The sequence below is a fragment of the Aliiroseovarius sp. xm-d-517 genome (assembly GCF_013283135.1).
GTDB classification, from domain to species: domain Bacteria; phylum Pseudomonadota; class Alphaproteobacteria; order Rhodobacterales; family Rhodobacteraceae; genus Aliiroseovarius; species Aliiroseovarius crassostreae.
Map to the genome: position 1 here is coordinate 904,502 of NZ_WBXT01000001.1, position 20,909 is coordinate 925,410.

Here is a 20,909-nt window from a genome sequence, read left to right on the forward strand (position 1 = left end):
CTTCATGGCCTTATGCGACATGAGCCTGAATGTCCCGATCTGGCGCGACACAGGCCGTGCCTGCCTCTCGTCCCGGTTGGGCATAGAGCAGCTTGAGCCAGTTGGTGAGCCGGGCAGCATTGACCCCAAGATCTGAGCGGCCGATCACCAGATGCGAATGGATATGCAGATGCCCGTCTGCAATCCAGATCCGGGTGATGTCAGGAAAGCCGAACAGGCGCGAGCGATGCACGAAACTGTATCCATCGGCAGCGGGACGTTCTTCCGTGCGCGGGGTCTCTCGAACCAGATCCAGCAAGCGCGCGACACCACCTTGCGGCAATTGCCCCAGTGGCAGCACGTATTTCACGCCACCTTCCAACATGTGCTGACCACGGGTTTGCGGCCCCGGATGGTCCGCCAGACGCCCGGTGGGAAGCGGTGCCCACCGACTATAGCCGGCCAGTGCCACCACCCCCAGCATCGCCAATGCGACAATCCCTGCCAGCAGCCAAATTCCAGTTTGCATTCCGATCACCTCTGCACATTTCGCGCGGCGCACTATCATGGCTTGGGGCAGGATGCGAGCCTTCCTCAACGGAAATCTCGAGGCAGGGAAGAAAACCGCCGAGTGTCAGTTTCCGCGCGGGTTTCCCTAATATGATCATATGTCGGACAAAAAGAGCGTCAGCGTCGTGTCCAGGCCCAGAGGTTCAGAATCTCCATCGCCACATGCGCCCCGGCAATCGCGGTGGCCCCGGTGGTATCAAAAGGCGGGGACACTTCAACCACATCCCCGCCAACCAGGTGGATGCCAGCAATGTCGCGCAGAATGATCGATGCCTGCGCGGAGGTCAGCCCCCCCCAGACCGGTGTTCCGGTCCCCGGTGCAAACGCCGGATCCAGACCGTCAATATCAAAGGTCAGATAGGTCTGATGTGTTCCCAGAATAGATTTGATCTTCTTCGCCACCGCCTGCGGACCGGTCTCATGCACTTCACGCGCATCAATGATGTTCACACCAAGCGTGTCCTCGTTTGTGGTGCGAATACCCACCTGGACCGAGCGCCGGGGGTCAACAATCCCCTCTTTCACCGCTTTGTAAAACATGGTGCCATGATCCACCCGCGTAAGGTCATCATCGGGCCAGGTGTCGGTGTGCGCATCGAATTGCAACAGGCTCAAAGGGCCATATTTCTTGGCATATGCGCGCAAGATCGGATAGGTGATGTAATGATCCCCGCCCAGCGTGAGCGTTGCACAATCCTGATCCAGAATACCGGCGATATGTTGTTCCAGCGTGGTCGGAAACTGGGCCGTATTCGCATAGTCAAACGCCAGGTCTCCATAATCGGCGATGGCAAACTCGCTGAGAACATCAAAGCCCCAACCATAGGCCGGATCAGGAGATTGCAATGCCGACGCTTCGCGGATCGCCCGTGGCCCCAGACGGGTGCCGGGGCGGTTGGTGACAGCCTGATCAAACGGCACCCCGGTCACGGCAATGTCCACGTTGCGCAGATCCTTGGTGAAGGTGCGTCGCAAAAAGGATGTGACCCCTCCAAAGGTGTTTTCAAAAGACAACCCCTTGAACCCATCACGGGTGATCGCGGTGTCCACCTCTTTGCTGGCGTCTTCCAATGCCATGGTCTTCTCCTGTTGGATGTGGCCCTTGTCTGACCAATGCTTTTGGCCTGCCTAACACATTGCGTGCAGACAATCCAGAAATTTGATCAAATAAAGATCACGTCACAGGCTGCCGCTTTTCAACCAGTCGCGCAAAGAAGCTGGCCCCATAAGGGGAAACGTCGTCGTTAAAATCATATTCCGGGTGGTGCACATACGGCCCCTCGCCCTGCCCCAGAAACAGGTAAGCCCCGGGCCGCTCTTCCAGCATATAGGCAAAGTCCTCGGCCCCCATGGAGACACCCCCCTTTCCATCAACCCGCGCCTCACCAGAAAGCTCACGGGCAATCCCAAGCGCAAATTCGGTCTGCTCGGCATGGTTCACAGTCGCGGGATAGCCGCGATCATAGACCACCTCTGCCGAAACATCGAACCCGGCAGCAAGCCCGGCCACAATCTCGCGCACCCGCCTTTCCGCCAGGTCCCGGACCTCTGGTGTGAAAGAACGGATCGTCGCCTCAAGCCAGGCGGTTTCCGGGATCACGTTATCCACTGTGCCGCCATGCACCTGCGTGACGGAAATCACCAGCTGCTCCATCGGCGGCAGGTTGCGACTGACAATGCTCTGCAGCGCCTGTGCAATCGAGACCAGCGCCATGATCGGATCACGGCATTCATCCGGATGCGCCCCGTGCCCCCCGACGCCTGTCACGTTGACCCGCAGCGTATCCACCGCTGCCATCAACGGCCCAGGGGAGGTGATGAAACTGCCCAGCTCTTCCCCGGGAAGATTATGAAGCGCATAAACCTCCTGAATGCCAAATCGGTCCATCAGGCCGTCATCGCACATGTATTTTGCGCCGCCGAAATTCTCCTCGGCTGGTTGGAAAATCAGCGCCACGCGCCCTGAAAAATTGCGGGTTTCCGCAAGATATCTGGCCGCGCCCAGCAGCATGGTTGTATGGCCGTCATGCCCACAGGCATGCATCATGCCGTCCGTTTGCGACGCATAATCCAACCCGGTCATTTCTTGCATGGGGAGGGCATCCATATCGGCGCGCAAACCAATGGTTGGGCCTTCTCCCTGTCCATTGATCACGGCCACCACCCCCGAGACACCAATTTTCTCGTGAATTTCATCCACGCCAAACTCTCTCAGCCGCTCCACCACATAGGCGGCAGTCTGGTGACATTCGAGCCCAAACTCCGGATGGGCATGCATCCAGCGCCGCCAGGTCTTCATATCCTCGCCAAAATCAGCGATACGGTTGATAACGGGCATGGGCACCTCCTTTAACTCACGCCTGGCAACTGAAGGCAGGCTTTCCCGAAACGAAGGGCAATTGCAATGACGAATACATCTGACCAGATCGTGCACAACCCCAATGGCGGGGTGGAGAGGCTGCGTGAAATCATGCGGCGCCTCAGGGATCCTAAGTCGGGATGCCCCTGGGATATCGAGCAGGACTTCTCAACCATCGCGCCCTATACGATCGAAGAGGCCTATGAGGTGGCAGATGCAATCGAACGCCAAGCCTGGGAGGAATTGAAAGGCGAGTTGGGGGATCTGTTGTTTCAGTCCGTTTTCCACGCGCAGATGGCCGAGGAAAAAGGGCTGTTCAGCTTTGATGATGTGGCCGATGGCATGTCAGACAAAATGGTTGCCCGCCATCCTCATGTTTTTGGCGACGAAAGCCGGGATAAATCCGCCGAACAGCAGACACGGGATTGGGAAACCATCAAGGCAGCGGAACGCGCGGCAAAGGCGCAAAAAGGCGTGCTGGACGGTGTCGCCATTGGCCTGCCCGCCCTGCTGCGCGCTGCCAAATTGCAAAAACGCGCAGCCCGCGTTGGGTTTGACTGGCCCGAAACCACGCAGGTCCTCGACAAACTTCAGGAAGAGGCACGCGAATTGGTCGAGGCAAAAAACCGGCTGACCCAGGATGAAATCCACGAGGAAATGGGGGATCTGCTGTTTGTCATCGCCAACCTTGCCCGCCATCTGGACGTGGAACCGGAAGAGGCGCTGCGCAAGGCCAACGCCAAATTTGAGCGGCGATTTTCCTATATTGAACAACGCCTTGCTGAACAGGGCCGGCAGCCGGAAGACAGTTCATTGGACGAAATGGATGCCCTTTGGAACGAGATCCGAGCGGCAGACAAACTGAAAAACGGGTAAAACCGGCAATCTTTTGCCTGATTTTTTTAATCAGGTATTGACCTAAGTGTTTTTGTCGGGTTTAAGACGCGCAACGAAATTGATGCTCCAAGGAGTCGCATGATGACCTTCGCCCGCACCCTCACTGCTGCACTTGCCCTGACCACCGCCCTGCCCGTCATGGCCTCGGCCGACGAGGTGAATGTTTATTCCTATCGCCAGCCCGAGCTGATCCAGCCGCTGATGGACGCGTTCACCAAGGAAACCGGCATCGACGTCAACGTGGCGTTTTTGCAAAAGGGCATGATTGAGCGCCTTCAATCCGAGGGAAAACGTTCGCCCGCCGACCTGGTGCTGACCACCGACATCTCGCGTCTGAATGGCGTTGTGGAAGCGGACCTGACCCAGCCTGTGCAATCCGACACACTGGAAGCAAATATCCCGGCTGAGTTCCGTGACCCTGCAGACCAGTGGTTCGGCCTGACCTCGCGCGCGCGCATCGTCTATGCCTCGAAAGACCGTGTGGCCGAAGGGGACGTGACCACTTATGAAGATCTGGCCGATCCGAAGTGGAAGGGGCGCATCTGCACCCGTTCCGGCACCCATTCCTACACTCTGGCGCTGGTTTCGGCCTATCTGAAACACCACGGTGAAGAGGCCACCAAGACCTGGCTGGAAGGGGTGAAATCCAACCTCGCCCGCAAACCGCAAGGCAATGACCGCGCACAGGTCAAGGCGATCTGGGCCGGCGAATGTGACATCTCGATTGGCAACACCTATTACATGGGCAAGATGCTTTCGGATGAGGAGCAGAAAGCCTGGGCCAACAGCGTGAACGTGGTCTTCCCGGTCTTCGAAGGGGACGGCACCCATGTGAACCTGTCGGGCATGGCATTGACCAAATACGCGCCGAACAAGGACAATGCTGTGAAGCTGATGGAATTCCTGTCCTCGCCGGAAGCGCAGGAAATCTATGCGGCGCAGAACTTTGAATACCCGATTGCACCGGGCACCGAGGCGGATGACCTGGTGAAAAGCTGGGGCAGCTTTACCGCTGACAGCCTGAACCTGATGGAAGTCGCCAAGGAACGCCCCGCCGCATTGAAACTGGTGCAAGAGGTTGATTTCGACGGCTAAGCTCCGCGCCACCCCTCTGACATAAAGAAAAAACCGCCCGGAGAAATTCGGGCGGTTTTCTTTTATTCCAAGGCGCGCTGCAGCATGTCAGCCACCTGATCACACAGCGGCAAGCGCGCTTTAAACACATCCTCATAAGGCACAAACCGAGCCTCCAAAGCGTCATCAGCCGCTGAGGGTTCCCCGCCGTCATAGCGGCACTTGATCCCCAGAAGAACGTAATGAAACGCCGGTTCACCCTGCCCCGGAAGCGGTGGTTTGATCACCTCCTGCAGGTCCAAAAACAGCTCAGCAGAGGCCCGCACCCCGGTTTCTTCGAAAAGCTCCCGACACGCCCCCTCTTCAAGCGTTTCACCATATTCCAACCGTCCACCGGGAAAACCCCAAAGACCTGCATCCGGCTCATTCTTTCGCTTCACCAAAAGCACGTCCTGACCACGCAGAACAATCGCCAGGACGGCCAGGACAGGTTTGGGCATCACAGCATATCCTTGAGATAACGCCCGGTGTGACTTTCCACGACCTTTGCAACCTGTTCCGGTGTGCCCTTGGCCACAATCGTGCCCCCGCCGTCGCCGCCCTCTGGCCCAATATCAATGATATGATCCGCCGTTTTCACCACGTCGAGATTGTGTTCAATCACCACGACGGAATTTCCCTGATCCACCAATTCATGCAAAACTTCCAATAGCTTACGCACATCTTCGAAATGCAACCCGGTGGTGGGTTCATCCAGAATATAAAGGGTGCGTCCGGTTGAGCGTTTTGACAGCTCCTTTGACAGTTTCACCCGCTGCGCTTCGCCACCGGACAGGGTGGTGGCCTGCTGCCCCACCTTGATATAGCCCAGACCAACCCGCATCAGCGCGTCCATCTTTTCCCGGATCGTGGGCACCGCCTGAAAGAACTCCTGCGCATCCTCGACGGTCATATCAAGCACATCTGCAATCGACTTGCCCTTGAAAGTGACCTCAAGCGTTTCCCGGTTGTAGCGCGCACCTTTGCAGGTTTCGCAGGTGACATAAACGTCGGGCAGGAAGTGCATTTCGATCTTGATGACCCCATCCCCCTGGCAGGCCTCACAACGCCCCCCTTTGACGTTGAAGCTGAACCGGCCCGGCTTGTATCCACGGGTTTTCGCCTCGGGCAGCCCGGCAAACCATTCGCGGATCGGGGTAAAGGCGCCGGTATAGGTGGCCGGGTTCGAACGCGGCGTACGCCCGATCGGACGCTGATCGATGTCGATCACCTTGTCCAGATGCTCCAGCCCCTTGATGGTCTCACAGGGCGCAGGTGTCTGCCGCGCCCCATTCAGGCGCATCGAGGCGGTCTTGAACAACGTCTCGATGGTCAGCGTGGATTTCCCCCCGCCCGACACCCCGGTCACACATACAAACTTGCCCAACGGGAAATCCGCCGTCACATTTTTCAGGTTGTTTCCCGTGGCCTTTTTCACGGTGATTTTCTTGCCATTCCCCTTGCGCCGTTCTGAAGGGACCGGGATTTCACGCACACCGGTAAGGTATTGACCCGTAATGGAATCAGCGGTTTCGGCAATTTGCTGCGGCGTGCCACGGGCGATGATCTCGCCCCCGTGCACCCCTGCCCCCGGCCCGATATCCAGAACGTAATCTGCCTCACGAATGGCCTCTTCATCATGTTCGACCACAATCACCGTATTGCCCTGATCACGCAGGTTCTTGAGCGTTTGCAGCAACCGCCCATTGTCGCGCTGATGCAGGCCAATCGACGGCTCATCCAACACGTAGAGCACCCCGGTCAGACCCGATCCGATCTGGCTTGCCAGCCGGATCCGCTGGCTTTCCCCACCCGAAAGTGTGCCGGAATTGCGCGCAAGGGTCAGATACTCAAGGCCGACATTGTTCAAGAAACCCAATCGTTCGCGGATCTCTTTTACAATCGCGCGGGCGATCTCTGCCTTCTGCGGCGAAAGCGACTTTGGCGCCTCTTCGATCCATGCCAGAGCCTCCCGGATCGAAAGCTGCACGACTTGCCCGATATGCATCAGGTTCTCTGCCGGACCGATTTTCACCGCCAGCGCCTCGTCCTTCAGACGATAGCCGCCACACGCCCCACAGGACCGGTTGTTCTGGTAGCGTTCAAACTCCTCCCGCACCCAGTTGCTGTCGGTTTCGCGATAGCGCCGTTCCATATTGGGAATAACGCCTTCGAATGGCCGCGTGACTTCATAAACCCGCCCCCCTTCATCAAATCGGAAGGGGATCTCTTCCCCACCAGATCCGTAAAGAAAGATCTGCTGCACATGTTTTGGCAGATCCTTCCAGGGGGTGTTCCGGTCAAATTCGTAGTGTTTCGCAATGCTCTCAATCGTTTGCAGAAAGTAGGGGGATTTGCCCTTGCGCCAGGGCGCCAGCGCCCCGTCATAAACTTTCAGGGTGACATCCGGCACCACAAGGCGTTCATCGAAAAACAGCTCTTTCCCCAGACCATCACATGCTGGACAGGCCCCGAACGGGGCGTTGAAGGAAAACAGGCGCGGCTCGATCTCGGGGATGGTAAAACCACTCTCCGGGCAGGCAAAATTCTCGGAGAACGTGAAACTTTCCGGCTCCCCCTCTCGCGGGGCTGTTTCCAGAACGGCAATGCCATCAGCCAGATCCAACGCGGTGCGGAAACTGTCAGCCAATCGCTGCGCCATTCCCTCGCGCACCACAATCCGGTCCACGACAACATCAATATTATGGCGAAACTTCTTATCAAGCGTGGGGGGCGCATCCAGCTCATACATCTCCCCATTCACCTTGACGCGCTGGAAGCCCTTCTTCTGAAGCTCTTGAAATTCCTTCCGATATTCACCCTTTCGATCCCGCACGATCGGGGCCAGCAAATAGGCACGCGTGCCCTCCTCCATCGCCATGACCCGATCCACCATATCCTGAACCTGCTGCGCCTCAATCGGCAGGCCGGTGGCAGGTGAATACGGCGTGCCCGCACGGGCAAAAAGCAGGCGCAGGTAGTCGTAAATTTCCGTGACTGTGCCGACGGTTGAACGCGGGTTTTTGGACGTGGTCTTTTGTTCGATGGAGATCGCGGGCGACAGGCCTGCAATATGATCCACGTCCGGTTTTTCCATCATATCAAGGAATTGGCGCGCATACGCGGACAGGCTTTCAACATAGCGTCGCTGCCCTTCCGCATAGATCGTATCAAAGGCAAGCGAGGATTTCCCCGACCCGGACAGGCCGGTGATCACCACCAACTCATCACGCGGAATATCCACATCAATCGACTTGAGGTTATGTTCGCGCGCCCCGCGCACCTGGATTTCCTTAAGCTCGGCCATTTTGCCCCCTTTGCCGCGCAGATCTCTCCTGCACGGCCATGTTCACTTAGCTTTAACCGATAGGGCAAACAGCCCATCGGGACAATCGAAAAGTGAGAACATAGACGGAACATCTAGACAAGCGGCAAGAATTCACCAACTCATATCTCTTTTTTTGAATATTTATAGGGAGGTCATATTGACCGCCCCCTGCACCGCTCTATATGCCTTGCACAAGTATCAAGAGAGGCAAAACATGTTCGGGTTCATGATGGGCGGCGCGAAAATGGCTCCGCAAGACGCGGTTCGTAAAGCCAAGGCAGGCGAAATCACCGTGATTGATGTTCGCGACGCCGGTGAAGTGCAGATGACCGGCAAAGCCAAGGGGGCACTGGTGGTTCCCCTGTCCGTGATGCCGTTTCAATGTGACCCCAAAGGGCCAGATTTCAACACGGCGATCGACCCTTCCAAACCCGTCGCCCTTTACTGCGCCTCAGGTGCACGCTCAGCGATGGGCATCCGTATCCTGAAGAAACTGGGATATGATGAGGTCTATAATATCGGTGGCCTCGGCCATTGGCATCAGGCAGGTGGCGAGGTCACCCGGTAAAATCCCGACAATGGAAAAACCCGCGCCAGATCAGCGCGGGTTTTCTTTAATATCAGACCCTTAGATCAGATATGTAATGCGCGACCATAGGCGTCAAGCACGGCCTCATGCATCGATTCACTGATCGTTGGGTGCGGGAAGACCGTGTGCATCAGCTCTTCTTCCGTGGTTTCGAGCGTCTTGCCAACCACATACCCCTGGATCATCTCAGTCACTTCGGGGCCCACCATATGGGCGCCCAGCAGTTCACCGGTTTTGGCGTCAAACACGGTTTTGATCATGCCTTCGGCATCCCCCATGGCAATCGCCTTGCCGTTGCCGATGAAGGGGAAGCGCCCAACCTTGACCTCATAGCCCTGCTCTTTCGCCTTAGCCTCCGACAGTCCGACCGACGCCACCTGAGGGTGACAATAGGTGCAGCCTGGAATGCTTTCTGGTTTGACCGGATGGGCATGCAGGCCATTGATCAGCTCGGCAACCATCACCCCTTCATGGCTGGCTTTATGCGCAAGCCACGGCGCACCGGCAATGTCGCCAATCGCATAAAGGCCGTCCACACCGGTGCGGCAATAGGCGTCGGTGACCACATGGGTGCGGTCGATTTTCACACCAAGCTCTTCCAGCCCCAGCCCTTCGACATTGCCGACAATGCCGACCGCCGAAATCACCGTGTCAAATTCCTGCTTTTCAACCTTACCACCCACTTCGATATGGGCGGTCACCTTGCCCTTGGCGCGGTCGAGCTGCTTGACCATGGCTTTTTCCATGATCTTCAGCCCCTGTTTCACGAAAGATTTCTTGGCAAAACCCGAAATCTCCGCATCTTCCACCGGAAGCACGCGATCCATCACCTCAACCACAGTGGTGTCCGCCCCCAATGTGTTGAAAAAGCTTGCAAATTCGATACCAATCGCCCCGGAGCCGATCACGAGGAGCTTCTTGGGCATACGCGGCGGGTTCAACGCGTGGCGATAGGTCCAGACCAGATCGCCATCGGCCTCGAGCCCCGGCAATTCCCGCGCACGCGCGCCCGTGGCAAGGATGATGTTCGGAGCCGACAGCTCTTCGACACCTTTGTCTGTTTTGACCGAAACCTTGCCCTTGGCAGGAAGGGACGCATCCCCCATCACCACGGTGATCTTGTTCTTCTTCATCAGATGACCGATCCCGGAAGACAGCTGCTTTGCCACACCGCGAGAGCGTTTCACAATGGCTGGCAAATCGTAATCAATCTTGTCCGCCGACAGGCCAAACTCCTTGGCGCGATGCATCAGATGAAACACTTCGGCCGAGCGCAGCAGCGCCTTTGTCGGGATGCATCCCCAGTTCAGGCAGATCCCGCCCAGGTTTTCACGCTCGATGATGGCCACGTTCTGACCCAGCTGGGCCGCGCGGATCGCAGCGACATAGCCCCCCGGTCCAGCACCAACAACAATTGTATCAAAGGATTTCGCGGCCATGGTTTCCTCCTGGTTTAGATACCGGTCTGCAAATATAGTTTGACATTAAACTATTTTGTTCAACGGATCAATGAATTTGACGGAAAAGTCCAAATCAAGGCATCTCCTTGAAAAAACGCCAAATTCCGTCGCTCCATGATCAGTGTGCTGCTTTTTTCACCTCAGGCCAATAAAAAAGGCTGCACCAAAAGTGCAGCCTTATCAGGTCTGGCCGGTTCGACAGCCCGTATTCAGGCGGTAAACTGGTTCAGGATCGCGGCATAGCCCCCTTCTGCCTGAAACGCCATTTCGGGCCCGGTCGAAGGTCGCGCCAAGACATCGTTACGATAGGGAAACCGACCGAAACGGCGGATCACTTCGCGATGCACCCGGGCATGCAGGACATTGCTGCCCGAAGCGCCCCCTTCCATCCTTGTCAGCATCAGGCGCACACAACGCTCCTGATCCGGGAGGTTTTCACTATGCATCAGGGGAAGATAAAAGAACTGACGCTGCGGTTCGGGAACGCGCTTGTCCCAACCTTTTGAGATCGCTCGCTTGGCCGCAGAGCGCGCCAGATGATCGGTCGCAAATGCCTTGCCACTGCCGCGGAACATATTTCGCGGCAACTGGTCCATAAGGATGATATAGGCCAGCGCGCACTCCGCATCCCTCATCCAATCGCTATACGCTCCGCCCTGCGCAGCCTCCCATTCTTTTTCAAACCGGTCCCGAATACGGGCATCAAGCTCTTCTGATCCCTGATACCACCCATCCGGTCCAACGTCGTTTACCCAGAAGTCAATAATTTCACTCGGCGCACACATTGTGCCCTCCTCTACGCCTGCTCGTTCATGGAATCGTTACAAATCCCACCACGCATGCGCAATATCTTTCCTTAACCAGGTAACATCTTGAAATATTCTTCCCGAAAAAATGTAACATTCCCGCCATTCTGGTGAACGGAGCGGATCGGGATGGCCGCTCCACCGACAAAACCATCAGTGGAGCGGGCTGGCAGGAGCAGTGGTCATGGGACAGTCAACCCTGCGCCATGTCTCCTTCATTTGCCTCTTCGGCCCATACTTCCTGTGCCATATCAACCGCCACGGGGGAGGCCGCAGGCGACATGGTCATATAGCTGCTGGTGTCATCCATGGCAGGCGCCGCGCGCCGGGTGGACCGCCACAGGCCATATCCCAAAAGCAGCAGGAGAAGGGTCCCCATATAGACAAAAAAGCCCAGCGGGCCCAGCACACTCATGATCCAGCCGGTCACAACCGGCCCCATGATTGCGCCGATACCGTTCACGAAAATCAAGCCCGCAGACGCGGCCGCCATGTCATCAACATCCAGATAATCGTTCACATAAGCCAGCAGCAGCGCATAAAGCGGGTTGGTCATACCGCCGACAAAAAATGCGGCCACCAGGAATGCGTAATAACTGGAGCCCGCAAACAGGGGGACAAACGACGCCACCCCCGCGATGCCGGCAACAACCAGGATCAGCCGCCGACGATCCGCCCGGTCAGAGATCCAGCCAATCGGGTATTGCAGCACCAGACCGCCGATATAGAACATCGACACGAAAAACGAGATTTCCCCCACCGACATGCCGATTTCACTGCCAAACACCGCCGACATGCCAAACATGGCCGCATAAACACCGCCGACCACCATGATGCCGACAAAGCCCAGGGGAGACAGTAAAAACAGCTCACGCAGGCTCATCCCCTTGGTGTTTTCAAATGCGGGGGTCGGACTGATTGACAGAAGGATCGGGGCAAAGGCGATCGACACAAGCACCGAAGGCAGGATGAACAGCATAAAGCCGCCGGGATCCCCCAGCACCAGAAGATATTGCGCAGTGATGATCCCCACCATCTGAACAATGAGATACAGCGACAATGCCTTGCCGCGGTTTTCGTTGTCAGCGGCATTGTTGAGCCAGCTTTCAGCCGTCACATACACGCCGGAAAAACAGAACCCGATGACCACGCGCAGGGCGGTCCAGGCGATGGGGTGGGTCATCGCGGGATATAGGATCAACACAGCCGAGATGAACGATCCGAGGGCCGCAAAGACCCGCACATGACCAACGCGCCGGATCATCAGCGGCGTCAGACGTGACCCGAACAGAAAACCCGCAAAATAGCCCGACATGACAATGGACATGTGAAACGTGGAAAACCCTTCGATCCCCCCGCGAATCCCAAGCAGCGTGCCCTGGACGCCATTGCCAACCATCAACAGCATCATTCCCAAGAGCAGCGCCCATGAGCTTTTCAACACCTGAAACATATCCGCCTCCTAAAGCGTATCGGGATAAACTTGAGGCTCATGCTTACCCCAAAACGCCCACATTTCTGATATCTCTTACCACATCTCAGCTTTGCCCTGTGTCAGGTTCATCCTGAAATGCTTTGGTCCTCGGCAGAGACAAACCGATCTCTCAAAATAGAGAGGATCTGTATCAAATATCTGACAATCACGACCTGTTAAAGTCGCGTTTCGTCACCCGGCCCCTCCGGGAAGCAGCAAAGAGGAATCGCCATAAGAGAAGAAGCGGTAGCGATGCGTGATCGCATGCTGGTAAACCGCGCGCATCCGGTCCTGCCCCATCAGGGCCGACACCAGCATCATCAGGGTTGATTTCGGCAGGTGGAAATTGGTCATCAGCCCATCGGCGATTTTAAAACCATATCCGGGCATGATGAAAATATCCGTCTCTCCCGCCCAGGCGGCAATCTGCCCCTGCGAGGTGGCTGCGCTTTCAATCAGTCGCAATGCGGTGGTGCCCACCGGGATCACCCGACCGCCCGCCGCCTTGGTCGCATTGATCTCCTCCGCCGCGCTTTCGCAAACATGCCCCCATTCCGCATGCATCTTATGGTCCCGCACATCATCCACCTTGACCGGCAGAAACGTCCCCGCCCCGACATGAAGCGTCACCTCGGTGATCCCGACGCCCATCTCAGCCACACGGGCCAAAAGCGCCTCGTCGAAATGAAGTGAGGCCGTCGGGGCGGCGACCGCGCCGGTCTTCTTGGCAAAGACGGTCTGATAATCCACGGCATCCTGCGCGTCAGCCGCGCGCTTGGCCGCGATATAAGGGGGAAGCGGCATTTCCCCGGCCTCTTGCAAGGCAGCGTCAAAATCCGCCCCGGACATGTTGAAGGCCAATACCCCCTGCCCGTCTTCCTTGTTCAAGAGCGTTGCATTCAGCCCCGCGGCAAACGCGATCACCTCCCCCTCACGCACCTTGCGCAGGGGTTTGATCATCGCACGCCAATGCCCGTTAGCGGTGGGAGACAAAAGCGTCACTTCGATTTTTGCCTGTCCTTCCCCAGGCGCCTGCCCCGCGCGGCTGCGGGTCCCAAACAGGCGGCCGGGAATGACCTTGGTATTGTTCAGCACAAGCCGGTCACCGGGACGCAGCCAGTCACACAGGTCACGCACATGGGCATCCACCTGCCCCTCCGGGGTCGCCACAAGCATCCGGCTGGCCGGACGCGGGCGCACAGGACGGGTTGCGATCAGCTCTTCAGGCAGGTCGAAATCGAAATCACTCAGTTTCATCTGGTATTCTTGTCCGGGATCAGTTCGGTTGAGACGGTTTGGGCGGCGGTTTGCGACGGAAGATGTCTCTAAAGATCCCCGGCGTAAAAAGCGAGAGCAGATTTACGTTTACATTCGGCTGATCCGGCGTGCCCTCAAGGCTGTAATTGAACCCGACCAGCCCCTCGCCTTTGCGCGCCATGACCCGACCGACGGAGTTCACGAAATAGAAGGGGGACACCACCCCCTGCATCTCCATCCTGCTGCTGCCCAGATGATAATACCCGTCCATCGAAATCCCCATGGACGGCCCGACTGCCGAACTGCGATAGACCGAGACCTTTTCGGGATCGAGGCGGAAGCGGCCCTCGACCTCATTGAACTGAATGCCCTGCCCGCCCAACTGCTGCAACAGCCCGACAACAGAGATGGCCGAAAGGAGCTCTGCCATGGCCGGGGCCTCCCTGACCGAGATATCCGAAATCTTGACTTCACCATCATAAGTGCCCTTTGCACCACCAGGCGCCAGAACAAGGTTCATCTTGCCGCCTTCGGCGGATTTGAACACCCCCGCCGCTTTCATCACCCCCCCCGCATTGGCCGAGGTGATGCGAATGGCTGTTCCGTTGGCCTGTGGGGCCACCACCCCCGAAATCGCAGGGCCATTAGCAACGCGGGCCTTAAAGGTGCCGGTGGTGCCGTTATGCTGTGTGAAATCCCCGGCAAACCCGGTCAGGACAATTCCATTCGACACGATCAGGCGATCGAGCTGCAGATCAATCGGCACTGCCCCTTGAACGCTGCCCCCCCCTTTGCCACCGCCCAGGGTGGCCTTGCGCATATCCAACGTGCCCCCCCTGACCGAAATCGCAGGGGGCACGCCCTTGCCGCGACCAACCAACGTGACCGGAGCTTCGAGCCACCCTCCCAGACTGACCTCGGAAAACTCGGCGGCTTCCAGCTCTTTTTCGGCATTGAAACGCATCTGCCCAACTGCGGAAAACCCGGGTGCCTTGATTTCGAGGGACGGAATGGCCGCCGGTTTGCTCAACACCGCCTCCAGCCGCAAATCCCCTTTGGCGGCACTGGGTTTGGACCAACCAAGTGCGCTGATCGCGAGGCCCACGCCCCTCAGGTCAGATCGGGCCGTCAGGCGTGGCGGCGTATCTGGCGCAAGCGTGATCTCATAGGACAGCGTGCCGCGTCCGCTCAGCGTTCCCTTGGGCAGTTCGATCTGAAGTTCATCCAGCAGCCGCTGGTCCAGCGGCAGGTCACCGGTGACACGTGACGCCTGCCCGCGCCCGGTTTCCGGGTCCAGCGGCATGACCCATTTTGTGCTGAGCGGCGCCTTGCCCAAACGCCCCTGCCCGGTCAGGATGATGGCGTCATTGCGGGCCGAAAGCTCACCGCTTTTCAGTCGTAAAACCTCTTCAGGGATCAGGCGATCGCTGACCACATCGCGCAGGGTTGCATTCAGGTCATATTCCGCCTCTTGCGGGCGCAGTTTACGCTTCAACACCAGATGGATAGGCCCGGTAAGCGCGAACCTTCCGCCGGACACCATATCCGGTCCAAGTGTCTTGCTGTGCTTGAAGATCCGAAACGGCGGTTTGGACAGCACATCAAGCGCGGCCGGCACCGCACCACGCAGGTTCAGATCCACCCGCGCAGGCGCCGGTTTGGTCTTCATGTCAAGAACAACAAAACGCGTTCCGGCAATATCTATCGCCTCATGCCCCTCAGGGCGCACCACCCCTTTGTCAGCGGCCACAATCAATTGGTTGTTTTCAATATAGAGCCGACCCGACGCCTTTTCGACCGGCACCATGTCACGCACGACGGTTGCTTTGAGATCCTTGAAATCCGAACTGACCGCCACAACCGGCTTCTGCCCCGGCTTCACCCGAACCGAGGCGCTCACATCCTCAAGATAACCGGAATGGACATTTTCTTTGGTCCATGTGCGGGATTTGAGGCTTTTCTCGCGGATCGGCCAGAAGGTCACCACCTGCTCCGGCGTCACTTTCTTCGCAGTCAGATCCAGCGCCAGATCCCAGCTTTGATTGCGCACCGCAGCGCGCCCGCGACCGGTGGCTGTCACCGGGTTCACCCCATCGTCATAGCTGACCGATAACGCCCCCAGATCGAGTTCAAAAGGATCGAGCCGCAGACGAAAATCCGCCTGCCCACCAGCAAGATCAACCGGCCCCTCAAACAGGTCTGGCGGAGAAATCCGAGCCGATGACAGCGCCAGTTGGCCGATCAGTTCCGCAGGCCAGCCCCGATCCCAGCCACGCAGATAGGCATGACCGTCAATCTGTGCCTCCCCCCAATCGGAAAGGACAGAAATCTCAGCAAAATCAATACGCTCCCGTTCCGGGTCGTAATCCATATAGACCTTGCCACCGTCAAACCGGATCGGTGCAACCCCCTCACCCGGCGTGATGGCCCCTTCGCCAAACTCCAATGTGCCCGCCAGGTCTTCGATCCCGCCTGCATCATTGATGACCGTATGCAAAGCGCCGGAAATCGGGGCGTCCACCACAGACAGGAACGCCATCACCGGGGATTGGGCCGCGATGTCCTGAGCAAGTGCGTTCTTGAAGGTCGCGGTCATCGTGGCCCCGGTGCGCCCCTTGAACGCGCGGAACCCCAAGATGGTCTCGGCCAGTTCCTCGGTCTGGTTGAACACGTCAAAGGCGACGCTGATATCCACCGCTTCGTCGTTATGGGTAACCTTGAGCCGCCCATCGGTCACCTGCCACAACCGGCCCGAGCGGGCATCCTCAAGCGTAATTGTCAGGGCTTCGGTTGTGATATCCTCAAGCCCGGACAGCTTGCCGGACGAAAATTCGCTGTCGATCACGTCGAGAATGGTGGCAAGATCCCCGGTTGCCCCGCCACCGGCCCCGAAACTCAGATCAAACTCACCATTGGCGCGTCTGCGAAGGGTCACCTGCGCGCCATGCAGGCGCAGCCAGGCGGGTTTGATCTCACCGCGCACCACATCGCGAAAATGCATGCCCCCTTCAACCGCATTCAATCGCGCCACTTCCAGACCGGTCTGATCCTTGATGCCCACATCCACCATGCGCAGACGGGGGATCCCCTTGGGGCTGAAACCGAACTCCAGCCGGTGCAGGGACAGGTCCGCCTTGTCCGTCTGTTGATTGATCACCGTTTCGACCTGCCGCGTCAGCCAGTCCGGCAAGGTCACAACCCGACCCGTCAGGGACATGGACAGCATGATCGCGAAAAGCACAGCCCCCACGGCCAGAAGCACGGTCCAGATGCTCAGATGCCATTTCAAATGGCGGCGTCTGCGGGCTTTTCGCGCTGCAATTGGGCACATCGGGCCATCGGGGCCATCCACAACCGGGCCATGGCGGCCTGAAATCGGCGCGGTATTGTCGGGCAGGCCCTGGTCGTGCTCGATCTTCGGCACAATATCGACCGTCGCGCCACCATCCTTGCCGCCATCCTCGCTGCCCGTCACGGGCGCGTGGGGAATATGGTTGTCTGATGTGCCCATATGTGCCGAGCGTGCCTTTCACCAACTGCTCCGAAAACCGCCCCTCGGTTTGGTCTTTTTCACCAGACCTTGCCCCGATTGACCGCGCCCTTTCATATTGCGCTTTTTGGCCGTAAAACAAAAGCCTGTGAATAGCTAAACCGCATCGGGAAGGAAGCCAAGCAATGGACGCAACCCCTTTGGAAACAGGCGCAATTGCGCCAGATTTCACATTGCCCCAGGACGGGGGGGATCCGGTCACTTTGTCACGGGTCGCAACAGACGGCGCACGCGCGCCCGTTGTCTTGTTTTTCTATCCCAAGGACAGCACCCCCGGCTGCACCACCGAGGCGCAGGATTTCTCATCCCTTCTGCCCGATTTCCAGTCGCTGGGCGTGCAGGTCTTCGGGATCTCGAAGGACAGCCTGAAACGTCACGAGAACTTCCGGGCCAAGCAGGCACTAACCGTGCCTCTTCTGTCTGATGCGGACGCGCAGGTCTGCGAGGCTTATGGAACATGGGGCGAGAAAAAGAACTATGGCCGGGTTTATCTTGGCATCACCCGCACCACCTATCTAATTGATGCAGAAGGTAAAGTCGCCAAAGCCTGGACCAAGGTCAAGGTCAAGGATCACGCCCAGGCCGTGCTCGAAGCCGCGCGCGAACTGGTTCAACAATGACCCGGCCCCAGCTTTCCAAACCGCTGGCCCAGATGGCCGAAGAGGTGCTGCGCACCGCTGATGGTCGCGAAAAATGTGCCCTGTCACGCCGTTACGCCGCAGAATGGTTTGCCGCGCGCACCGGTGAAGATCTGCCGGAGATCGGAACCGCCTCTCCACCGGATTTTCCCGCCCGACCGGACCATCCCGAACTGAAAGATCCGCGTGACGTGCCCAAGCGCAAACCCGGCAGCCCGGAAGGCCGCATCGCGCTTCTGCATGCCGTGGCGCATATCGAACTGAACGCCGTGGACCTGCACTGGGACATCATAGCCCGGTTTTCCCATATCAAGATGCCCCCCGGTTTCTTTGACGACTGGGTCAAGGCCGCTGATGAAGAAAGCAATCATTTCAATCTTGTCTGCGACCGACTGGAAGCCCTTGGCAGCCATTATGGCGCGCTGGCGGCCCATGCGGGCATGTGGCGCGCCGCCGAAGACACAAAAGAGGACATCATGGGGCGCCTCGCGGTGGTGCCGATGGTTCTTGAGGCGCGCGGGCTGGATGTGACCCCCGGCATGATCAACATCTTCCGGTCCGCAGGCGATTTGGACACCGTGGCCGCGCTTGAGGTGATCTATGCCGAGGAGGTTGGCCATGTGGCCTATGGGTCCAAATGGTTTCATTTCCTCTGTGGCCGCCATGACCTTGATCCCAAAGACACGTTTCACGGGCTGGTCCGCCGCTACTTCCATGGCGCGCTCAAACCACCCTTCAACGAAGAGAAGCGGGCCGAAGCCGGGTTGCCCCCTGACTTCTACTGGCCGCTTGCCGAAGAGACACCGAAACGCGCAGGGGGCACGCCCCCATAACCACAGACCCACCCGGGATCGGATCGGCGGCATCCTGCCCGGATTGCGACATAACTGCCTTGAGGGGCAAATTTTCTTGCACCAACGCCGGTCGCACGGTAATCCCTTTCCGAACATTTAACGGGCCACGCGAAAAAGGTCCGAAAATGCCGGGGAATGGGAAGCCTCAACCGGGGCGAAAAGCGAGGTCTGTCTTGAAGACACGTCTGATCGACAAAATGAATCACGGGCTGGAGCGTTTCTTTCCGGAGCAGCGCCTATTCCTGCGATCGGATGATGGCACCCGGTTTATTCGCCTGACCCCCATGACACAGCTGATCGGCTGGACCGGTTCAACCCTGTTTGTCGCATGGTCCATTATCGCCACCGCCGTGTTTCTGATGGACAGTATCGGTTCGGGCAACCTGCGCGATCAGGCCGAACGCGATAAGCAGCTTTATGAAAAGCGCCTACAAAGCCTGTCGGCCGAACGTGACACCCGGGCGGAAGAGGCAGCGGCAGCCCAGGCACGTTTCAGCAAGGCGCTCACGGAAATCTCGGACATGCAAAGCGAGCTTCTGGCCTCGGAAGAACGCCTGCGCGAACTGGAAACCGGTATTGGCGTCATCCAGGGCACCCTGCGCCGCACGCTGAGCGAACGGGATGATGCGCGCGACAGTCTTGAGGCCATGATTGCCGAGAAAGCCGGTGAAGAACAAAAGGCCTCACCGCTTCAGAAACAGGCGCGTGACACCCTGACATTCCTGACAGCCGCCCTCGAAAACACCGCGGTCGAACGGGATCTGCTGGCAGAGCAATCCCTTGAAGCGCAGCAATACGCTCAGGAAATGTTCTATGAAAGCCGTCTGCGCGACGAGCGCAACGACCAGATTTTCCGCCAGCTTGAAGATGCGGTCTCGGTCTCGATGGAACCGATGGACAAGATGTTCCGCCAATCCGGCATGTCAGTGGATCACATCCTGAGCCAGATCAAACGCGGCTATTCCGGTCAGGGCGGGCCAATGACGCCGCTGATCCTCTCGACCCGTGGCGGCGAACCCGATGCCGATGCCACGCGCGCCAACGAGATCCTGAGCCGGCTGGATCAGATGAACCTTTACCGCATTGCGGCACAGAAAATGCCCTTCGACATGCCGGTGAAATCCGGTTTCCGCTTCACCTCCGGGTTTGGGCGGCGCTGGGGACGCATGCATAATGGCACCGATTTTGCAGCGCCGATCGGCACACCGATCTACGCACCGGCCGATGGGGTCGTTACCTTTGCCGGCTGGAGCTCGGGATATGGCCGTCTGGTCAAGATCCAGCATGAGTTCGGAATTGAAACCAGATATGCGCATCAATCTGCCATTCGGGTGAAAAAGGGCCAAAGGGTATCGCGCGGCGACAGAATCGGTGATATTGGAAACTCTGGGCGGTCCACCGGACCACATCTGCACTACGAAGTGCGAGTCGGCGGCAAGCCCATCAACCCGATGATCTACATCAAGGCAGGACGAGATGTTTTCTAAATCCAGGATCAATGAACCGGGCCCCAAGGCCGGCGACACCGACGCAAAAGCAGCCGCCCCCGAAAAGCCCGCCATTCCGACCCCTGCAGCCCCCCCGGCCGCAGCCCCCAAGGCAAAACCGCCTGCATCCACCCTGTCCTCGGACATCGTCATCAAGGGTGACGTTCGCTCGACCGGCGATATCATCGTCGAAGGCACCGTCGAAGGGGATATTCGCGCCCATCAGCTGACGGTTGGCGAAGGCGCCACGGTCAAGGGTGAAGTGGTTAGTGACGATGTGGTCATCAATGGCCGGATCATCGGCCGCCTGCGCGGGTTGAAAGTGCGCCTGACCTCGACCGCACGTGTCGAAGGCGACATTATTCACAAGACCATCGCCATTGAAAGCGGCGCGCATTTCGAAGGATCTGTGCAGCGTCAGGATGATCCGCTGTCCAAAGGTGCCAAGCCGATCCCATCGGCCCCTGTGGCCCCGGCAGCTCCCAAAGAATAAGCACTTTGACACATGCAAAAAGGCCGCCCCGGGGCGGCCTTTGGCGTTGCAGGCA

Annotated in this window: 17 protein-coding genes; 7 read left to right on the forward strand and 10 right to left on the reverse strand. The window is 58.1% G+C overall.

The genetic code is table 11. The annotated features are described in order from the left end of the window. Positions 1 to 10: 10 nt before the first annotated feature. The 3 genes from XMD517_RS15840 to XMD517_RS04295 all read right to left on the reverse strand — a co-directional run bounded on the left by XMD517_RS15840 (position 11) and on the right by XMD517_RS04295 (position 2,887). Positions 11 to 508, reverse strand: coding sequence for a DUF1499 domain-containing protein (locus tag XMD517_RS15840; protein ID WP_173486973.1), 498 nt, complete (start codon positions 506 to 508; stop codon positions 11 to 13). A 158-nt stretch (positions 509 to 666) separates the two neighbouring features. Then, complete coding sequence (speB, locus tag XMD517_RS04290) at positions 667 to 1,626, reverse strand: agmatinase (protein WP_173486972.1); 960 nt, start codon at positions 1,624 to 1,626, stop codon at positions 667 to 669. Positions 1,627 to 1,723: 97 nt separating this feature from the next. Continuing rightward, on the reverse strand, positions 1,724 to 2,887 hold the full coding sequence (locus XMD517_RS04295) for a M20 aminoacylase family protein (RefSeq protein WP_173486971.1): 1,164 nt from the start codon (positions 2,885 to 2,887) through the stop codon (positions 1,724 to 1,726). Positions 2,888 to 2,953: 66 nt separating this feature from the next. Between XMD517_RS04295 and mazG the strand changes: the two genes are divergently transcribed. Next, the gene (gene mazG, locus XMD517_RS04300) at positions 2,954 to 3,784 is read left to right on the forward strand and encodes a nucleoside triphosphate pyrophosphohydrolase (RefSeq protein ID WP_173486970.1); all 831 of its coding nucleotides are present in this window, start codon (positions 2,954 to 2,956) and stop codon (positions 3,782 to 3,784) included. Positions 3,785 to 3,886: 102 nt separating this feature from the next. Then, positions 3,887 to 4,900 carry a Fe(3+) ABC transporter substrate-binding protein gene (locus XMD517_RS04305; protein WP_173486969.1) on the forward strand — a complete coding sequence of 338 codons (1,014 nt, stop codon included), beginning with the start codon at positions 3,887 to 3,889 and terminating at the stop codon, positions 4,898 to 4,900. A 62-nt stretch (positions 4,901 to 4,962) separates the two neighbouring features. Here the strand turns inward: XMD517_RS04305 and XMD517_RS04310 are convergent, their stop codons facing one another. Further along, positions 4,963 to 5,379, reverse strand: coding sequence for an NUDIX hydrolase (locus XMD517_RS04310; protein WP_173486968.1), 417 nt, complete (start codon positions 5,377 to 5,379; stop codon positions 4,963 to 4,965). Beyond that, positions 5,379 to 8,225 carry an excinuclease ABC subunit UvrA gene (uvrA, locus tag XMD517_RS04315; protein ID WP_173486967.1) on the reverse strand — a complete coding sequence of 949 codons (2,847 nt, stop codon included), beginning with the start codon at positions 8,223 to 8,225 and terminating at the stop codon, positions 5,379 to 5,381. Before uvrA ends, XMD517_RS04310 begins: the two co-directional genes overlap by 1 nt. A gap of 235 nt (positions 8,226 to 8,460) precedes the next feature. Between uvrA and XMD517_RS04320 the strand changes: the two genes are divergently transcribed. Beyond that, positions 8,461 to 8,814 carry a rhodanese-like domain-containing protein gene (locus XMD517_RS04320; protein WP_173486966.1) on the forward strand — a complete coding sequence of 118 codons (354 nt, stop codon included), beginning with the start codon at positions 8,461 to 8,463 and terminating at the stop codon, positions 8,812 to 8,814. A gap of 65 nt (positions 8,815 to 8,879) precedes the next feature. Here XMD517_RS04320 and lpdA read toward each other — a convergent pair whose 3' ends face one another. The 5 genes from lpdA to XMD517_RS04345 all read right to left on the reverse strand — a co-directional run bounded on the left by lpdA (position 8,880) and on the right by XMD517_RS04345 (position 17,343). Then, positions 8,880 to 10,274: a dihydrolipoyl dehydrogenase gene (lpdA, locus tag XMD517_RS04325; RefSeq protein WP_173486965.1), complete on the reverse strand. Its 1,395-nt coding sequence runs from the start codon at positions 10,272 to 10,274 to the stop codon at positions 8,880 to 8,882. A gap of 230 nt (positions 10,275 to 10,504) precedes the next feature. Beyond that, positions 10,505 to 11,080 carry a DUF924 family protein gene (locus XMD517_RS04330; RefSeq protein ID WP_173488019.1) on the reverse strand — a complete coding sequence of 192 codons (576 nt, stop codon included), beginning with the start codon at positions 11,078 to 11,080 and terminating at the stop codon, positions 10,505 to 10,507. A gap of 214 nt (positions 11,081 to 11,294) precedes the next feature. Then, positions 11,295 to 12,554: an MFS transporter gene (locus tag XMD517_RS04335; RefSeq protein ID WP_173486963.1), complete on the reverse strand. Its 1,260-nt coding sequence runs from the start codon at positions 12,552 to 12,554 to the stop codon at positions 11,295 to 11,297. A gap of 213 nt (positions 12,555 to 12,767) precedes the next feature. Then, positions 12,768 to 13,832 (reverse strand): tRNA preQ1(34) S-adenosylmethionine ribosyltransferase-isomerase QueA, encoded by a 1,065-nt coding sequence (gene queA, locus XMD517_RS04340; RefSeq protein ID WP_173486962.1) that lies wholly within the window; start codon positions 13,830 to 13,832, stop codon positions 12,768 to 12,770. Positions 13,833 to 13,851: 19 nt separating this feature from the next. Beyond that, a complete protein-coding gene (locus XMD517_RS04345) occupies positions 13,852 to 17,343 on the reverse strand; it encodes an AsmA-like C-terminal region-containing protein (protein WP_173486961.1) in 3,492 nt (1,163 codons plus the stop codon). Between the two features lie 164 nt (positions 17,344 to 17,507). Here XMD517_RS04345 and bcp point away from each other — a divergent pair, with 164 nt between their 5' ends. The 4 genes from bcp (at position 17,508) to XMD517_RS04365 (ending at position 20,854) form a co-directional block, all read left to right on the forward strand. Then, positions 17,508 to 18,002: a thioredoxin-dependent thiol peroxidase gene (gene bcp, locus XMD517_RS04350; protein ID WP_173486960.1), complete on the forward strand. Its 495-nt coding sequence runs from the start codon at positions 17,508 to 17,510 to the stop codon at positions 18,000 to 18,002. After that, entirely contained in the window at positions 17,999 to 18,853 is an 855-nt protein-coding gene (locus XMD517_RS04355; protein ID WP_173486959.1) for a ferritin-like domain-containing protein, read from the forward strand. Before bcp ends, XMD517_RS04355 begins: the two co-directional genes overlap by 4 nt. Before the next feature lie 194 nt (positions 18,854 to 19,047). After that, positions 19,048 to 20,361, forward strand: a complete 1,314-nt coding sequence (locus XMD517_RS04360; RefSeq protein WP_254449878.1) for a M23 family metallopeptidase — start codon at positions 19,048 to 19,050, stop codon at positions 20,359 to 20,361. Continuing rightward, positions 20,351 to 20,854: a polymer-forming cytoskeletal protein gene (locus XMD517_RS04365; RefSeq protein WP_173488018.1), complete on the forward strand. Its 504-nt coding sequence runs from the start codon at positions 20,351 to 20,353 to the stop codon at positions 20,852 to 20,854. The genes XMD517_RS04360 and XMD517_RS04365 overlap by 11 nt, the downstream gene beginning before the upstream one ends. Positions 20,855 to 20,909: the final 55 nt, after the last annotated feature.

Coding starts and splice junctions, on each gene's coding strand:
- XMD517_RS15840 (WP_173486973.1), bottom strand. CDS start 508: ATGCAAACTGGAATTTGGCTGCTGGCAGGGATTGTCGCATTGGCGATG.
- speB (WP_173486972.1), bottom strand. CDS start 1,626: ATGGCATTGGAAGACGCCAGCAAAGAGGTGGACACCGCGATCACCCGT.
- XMD517_RS04295 (WP_173486971.1), bottom strand. CDS start 2,887: ATGCCCGTTATCAACCGTATCGCTGATTTTGGCGAGGATATGAAGACC.
- mazG (WP_173486970.1), top strand. CDS start 2,954: ATGACGAATACATCTGACCAGATCGTGCACAACCCCAATGGCGGGGTG.
- XMD517_RS04305 (WP_173486969.1), top strand. CDS start 3,887: ATGACCTTCGCCCGCACCCTCACTGCTGCACTTGCCCTGACCACCGCC.
- XMD517_RS04310 (WP_173486968.1), bottom strand. CDS start 5,379: ATGCCCAAACCTGTCCTGGCCGTCCTGGCGATTGTTCTGCGTGGTCAG.
- uvrA (WP_173486967.1), bottom strand. CDS start 8,225: ATGGCCGAGCTTAAGGAAATCCAGGTGCGCGGGGCGCGCGAACATAAC.
- XMD517_RS04320 (WP_173486966.1), top strand. CDS start 8,461: ATGTTCGGGTTCATGATGGGCGGCGCGAAAATGGCTCCGCAAGACGCG.
- lpdA (WP_173486965.1), bottom strand. CDS start 10,274: ATGGCCGCGAAATCCTTTGATACAATTGTTGTTGGTGCTGGACCGGGG.
- XMD517_RS04330 (WP_173488019.1), bottom strand. CDS start 11,080: ATGTGTGCGCCGAGTGAAATTATTGACTTCTGGGTAAACGACGTTGGA.
- XMD517_RS04335 (WP_173486963.1), bottom strand. CDS start 12,554: ATGTTTCAGGTGTTGAAAAGCTCATGGGCGCTGCTCTTGGGAATGATG.
- queA (WP_173486962.1), bottom strand. CDS start 13,832: ATGAAACTGAGTGATTTCGATTTCGACCTGCCTGAAGAGCTGATCGCA.
- XMD517_RS04345 (WP_173486961.1), bottom strand. CDS start 17,343: ATGGGCACATCAGACAACCATATTCCCCACGCGCCCGTGACGGGCAGC.
- bcp (WP_173486960.1), top strand. CDS start 17,508: ATGGACGCAACCCCTTTGGAAACAGGCGCAATTGCGCCAGATTTCACA.
- XMD517_RS04355 (WP_173486959.1), top strand. CDS start 17,999: ATGACCCGGCCCCAGCTTTCCAAACCGCTGGCCCAGATGGCCGAAGAG.
- XMD517_RS04365 (WP_173488018.1), top strand. CDS start 20,351: ATGTTTTCTAAATCCAGGATCAATGAACCGGGCCCCAAGGCCGGCGAC.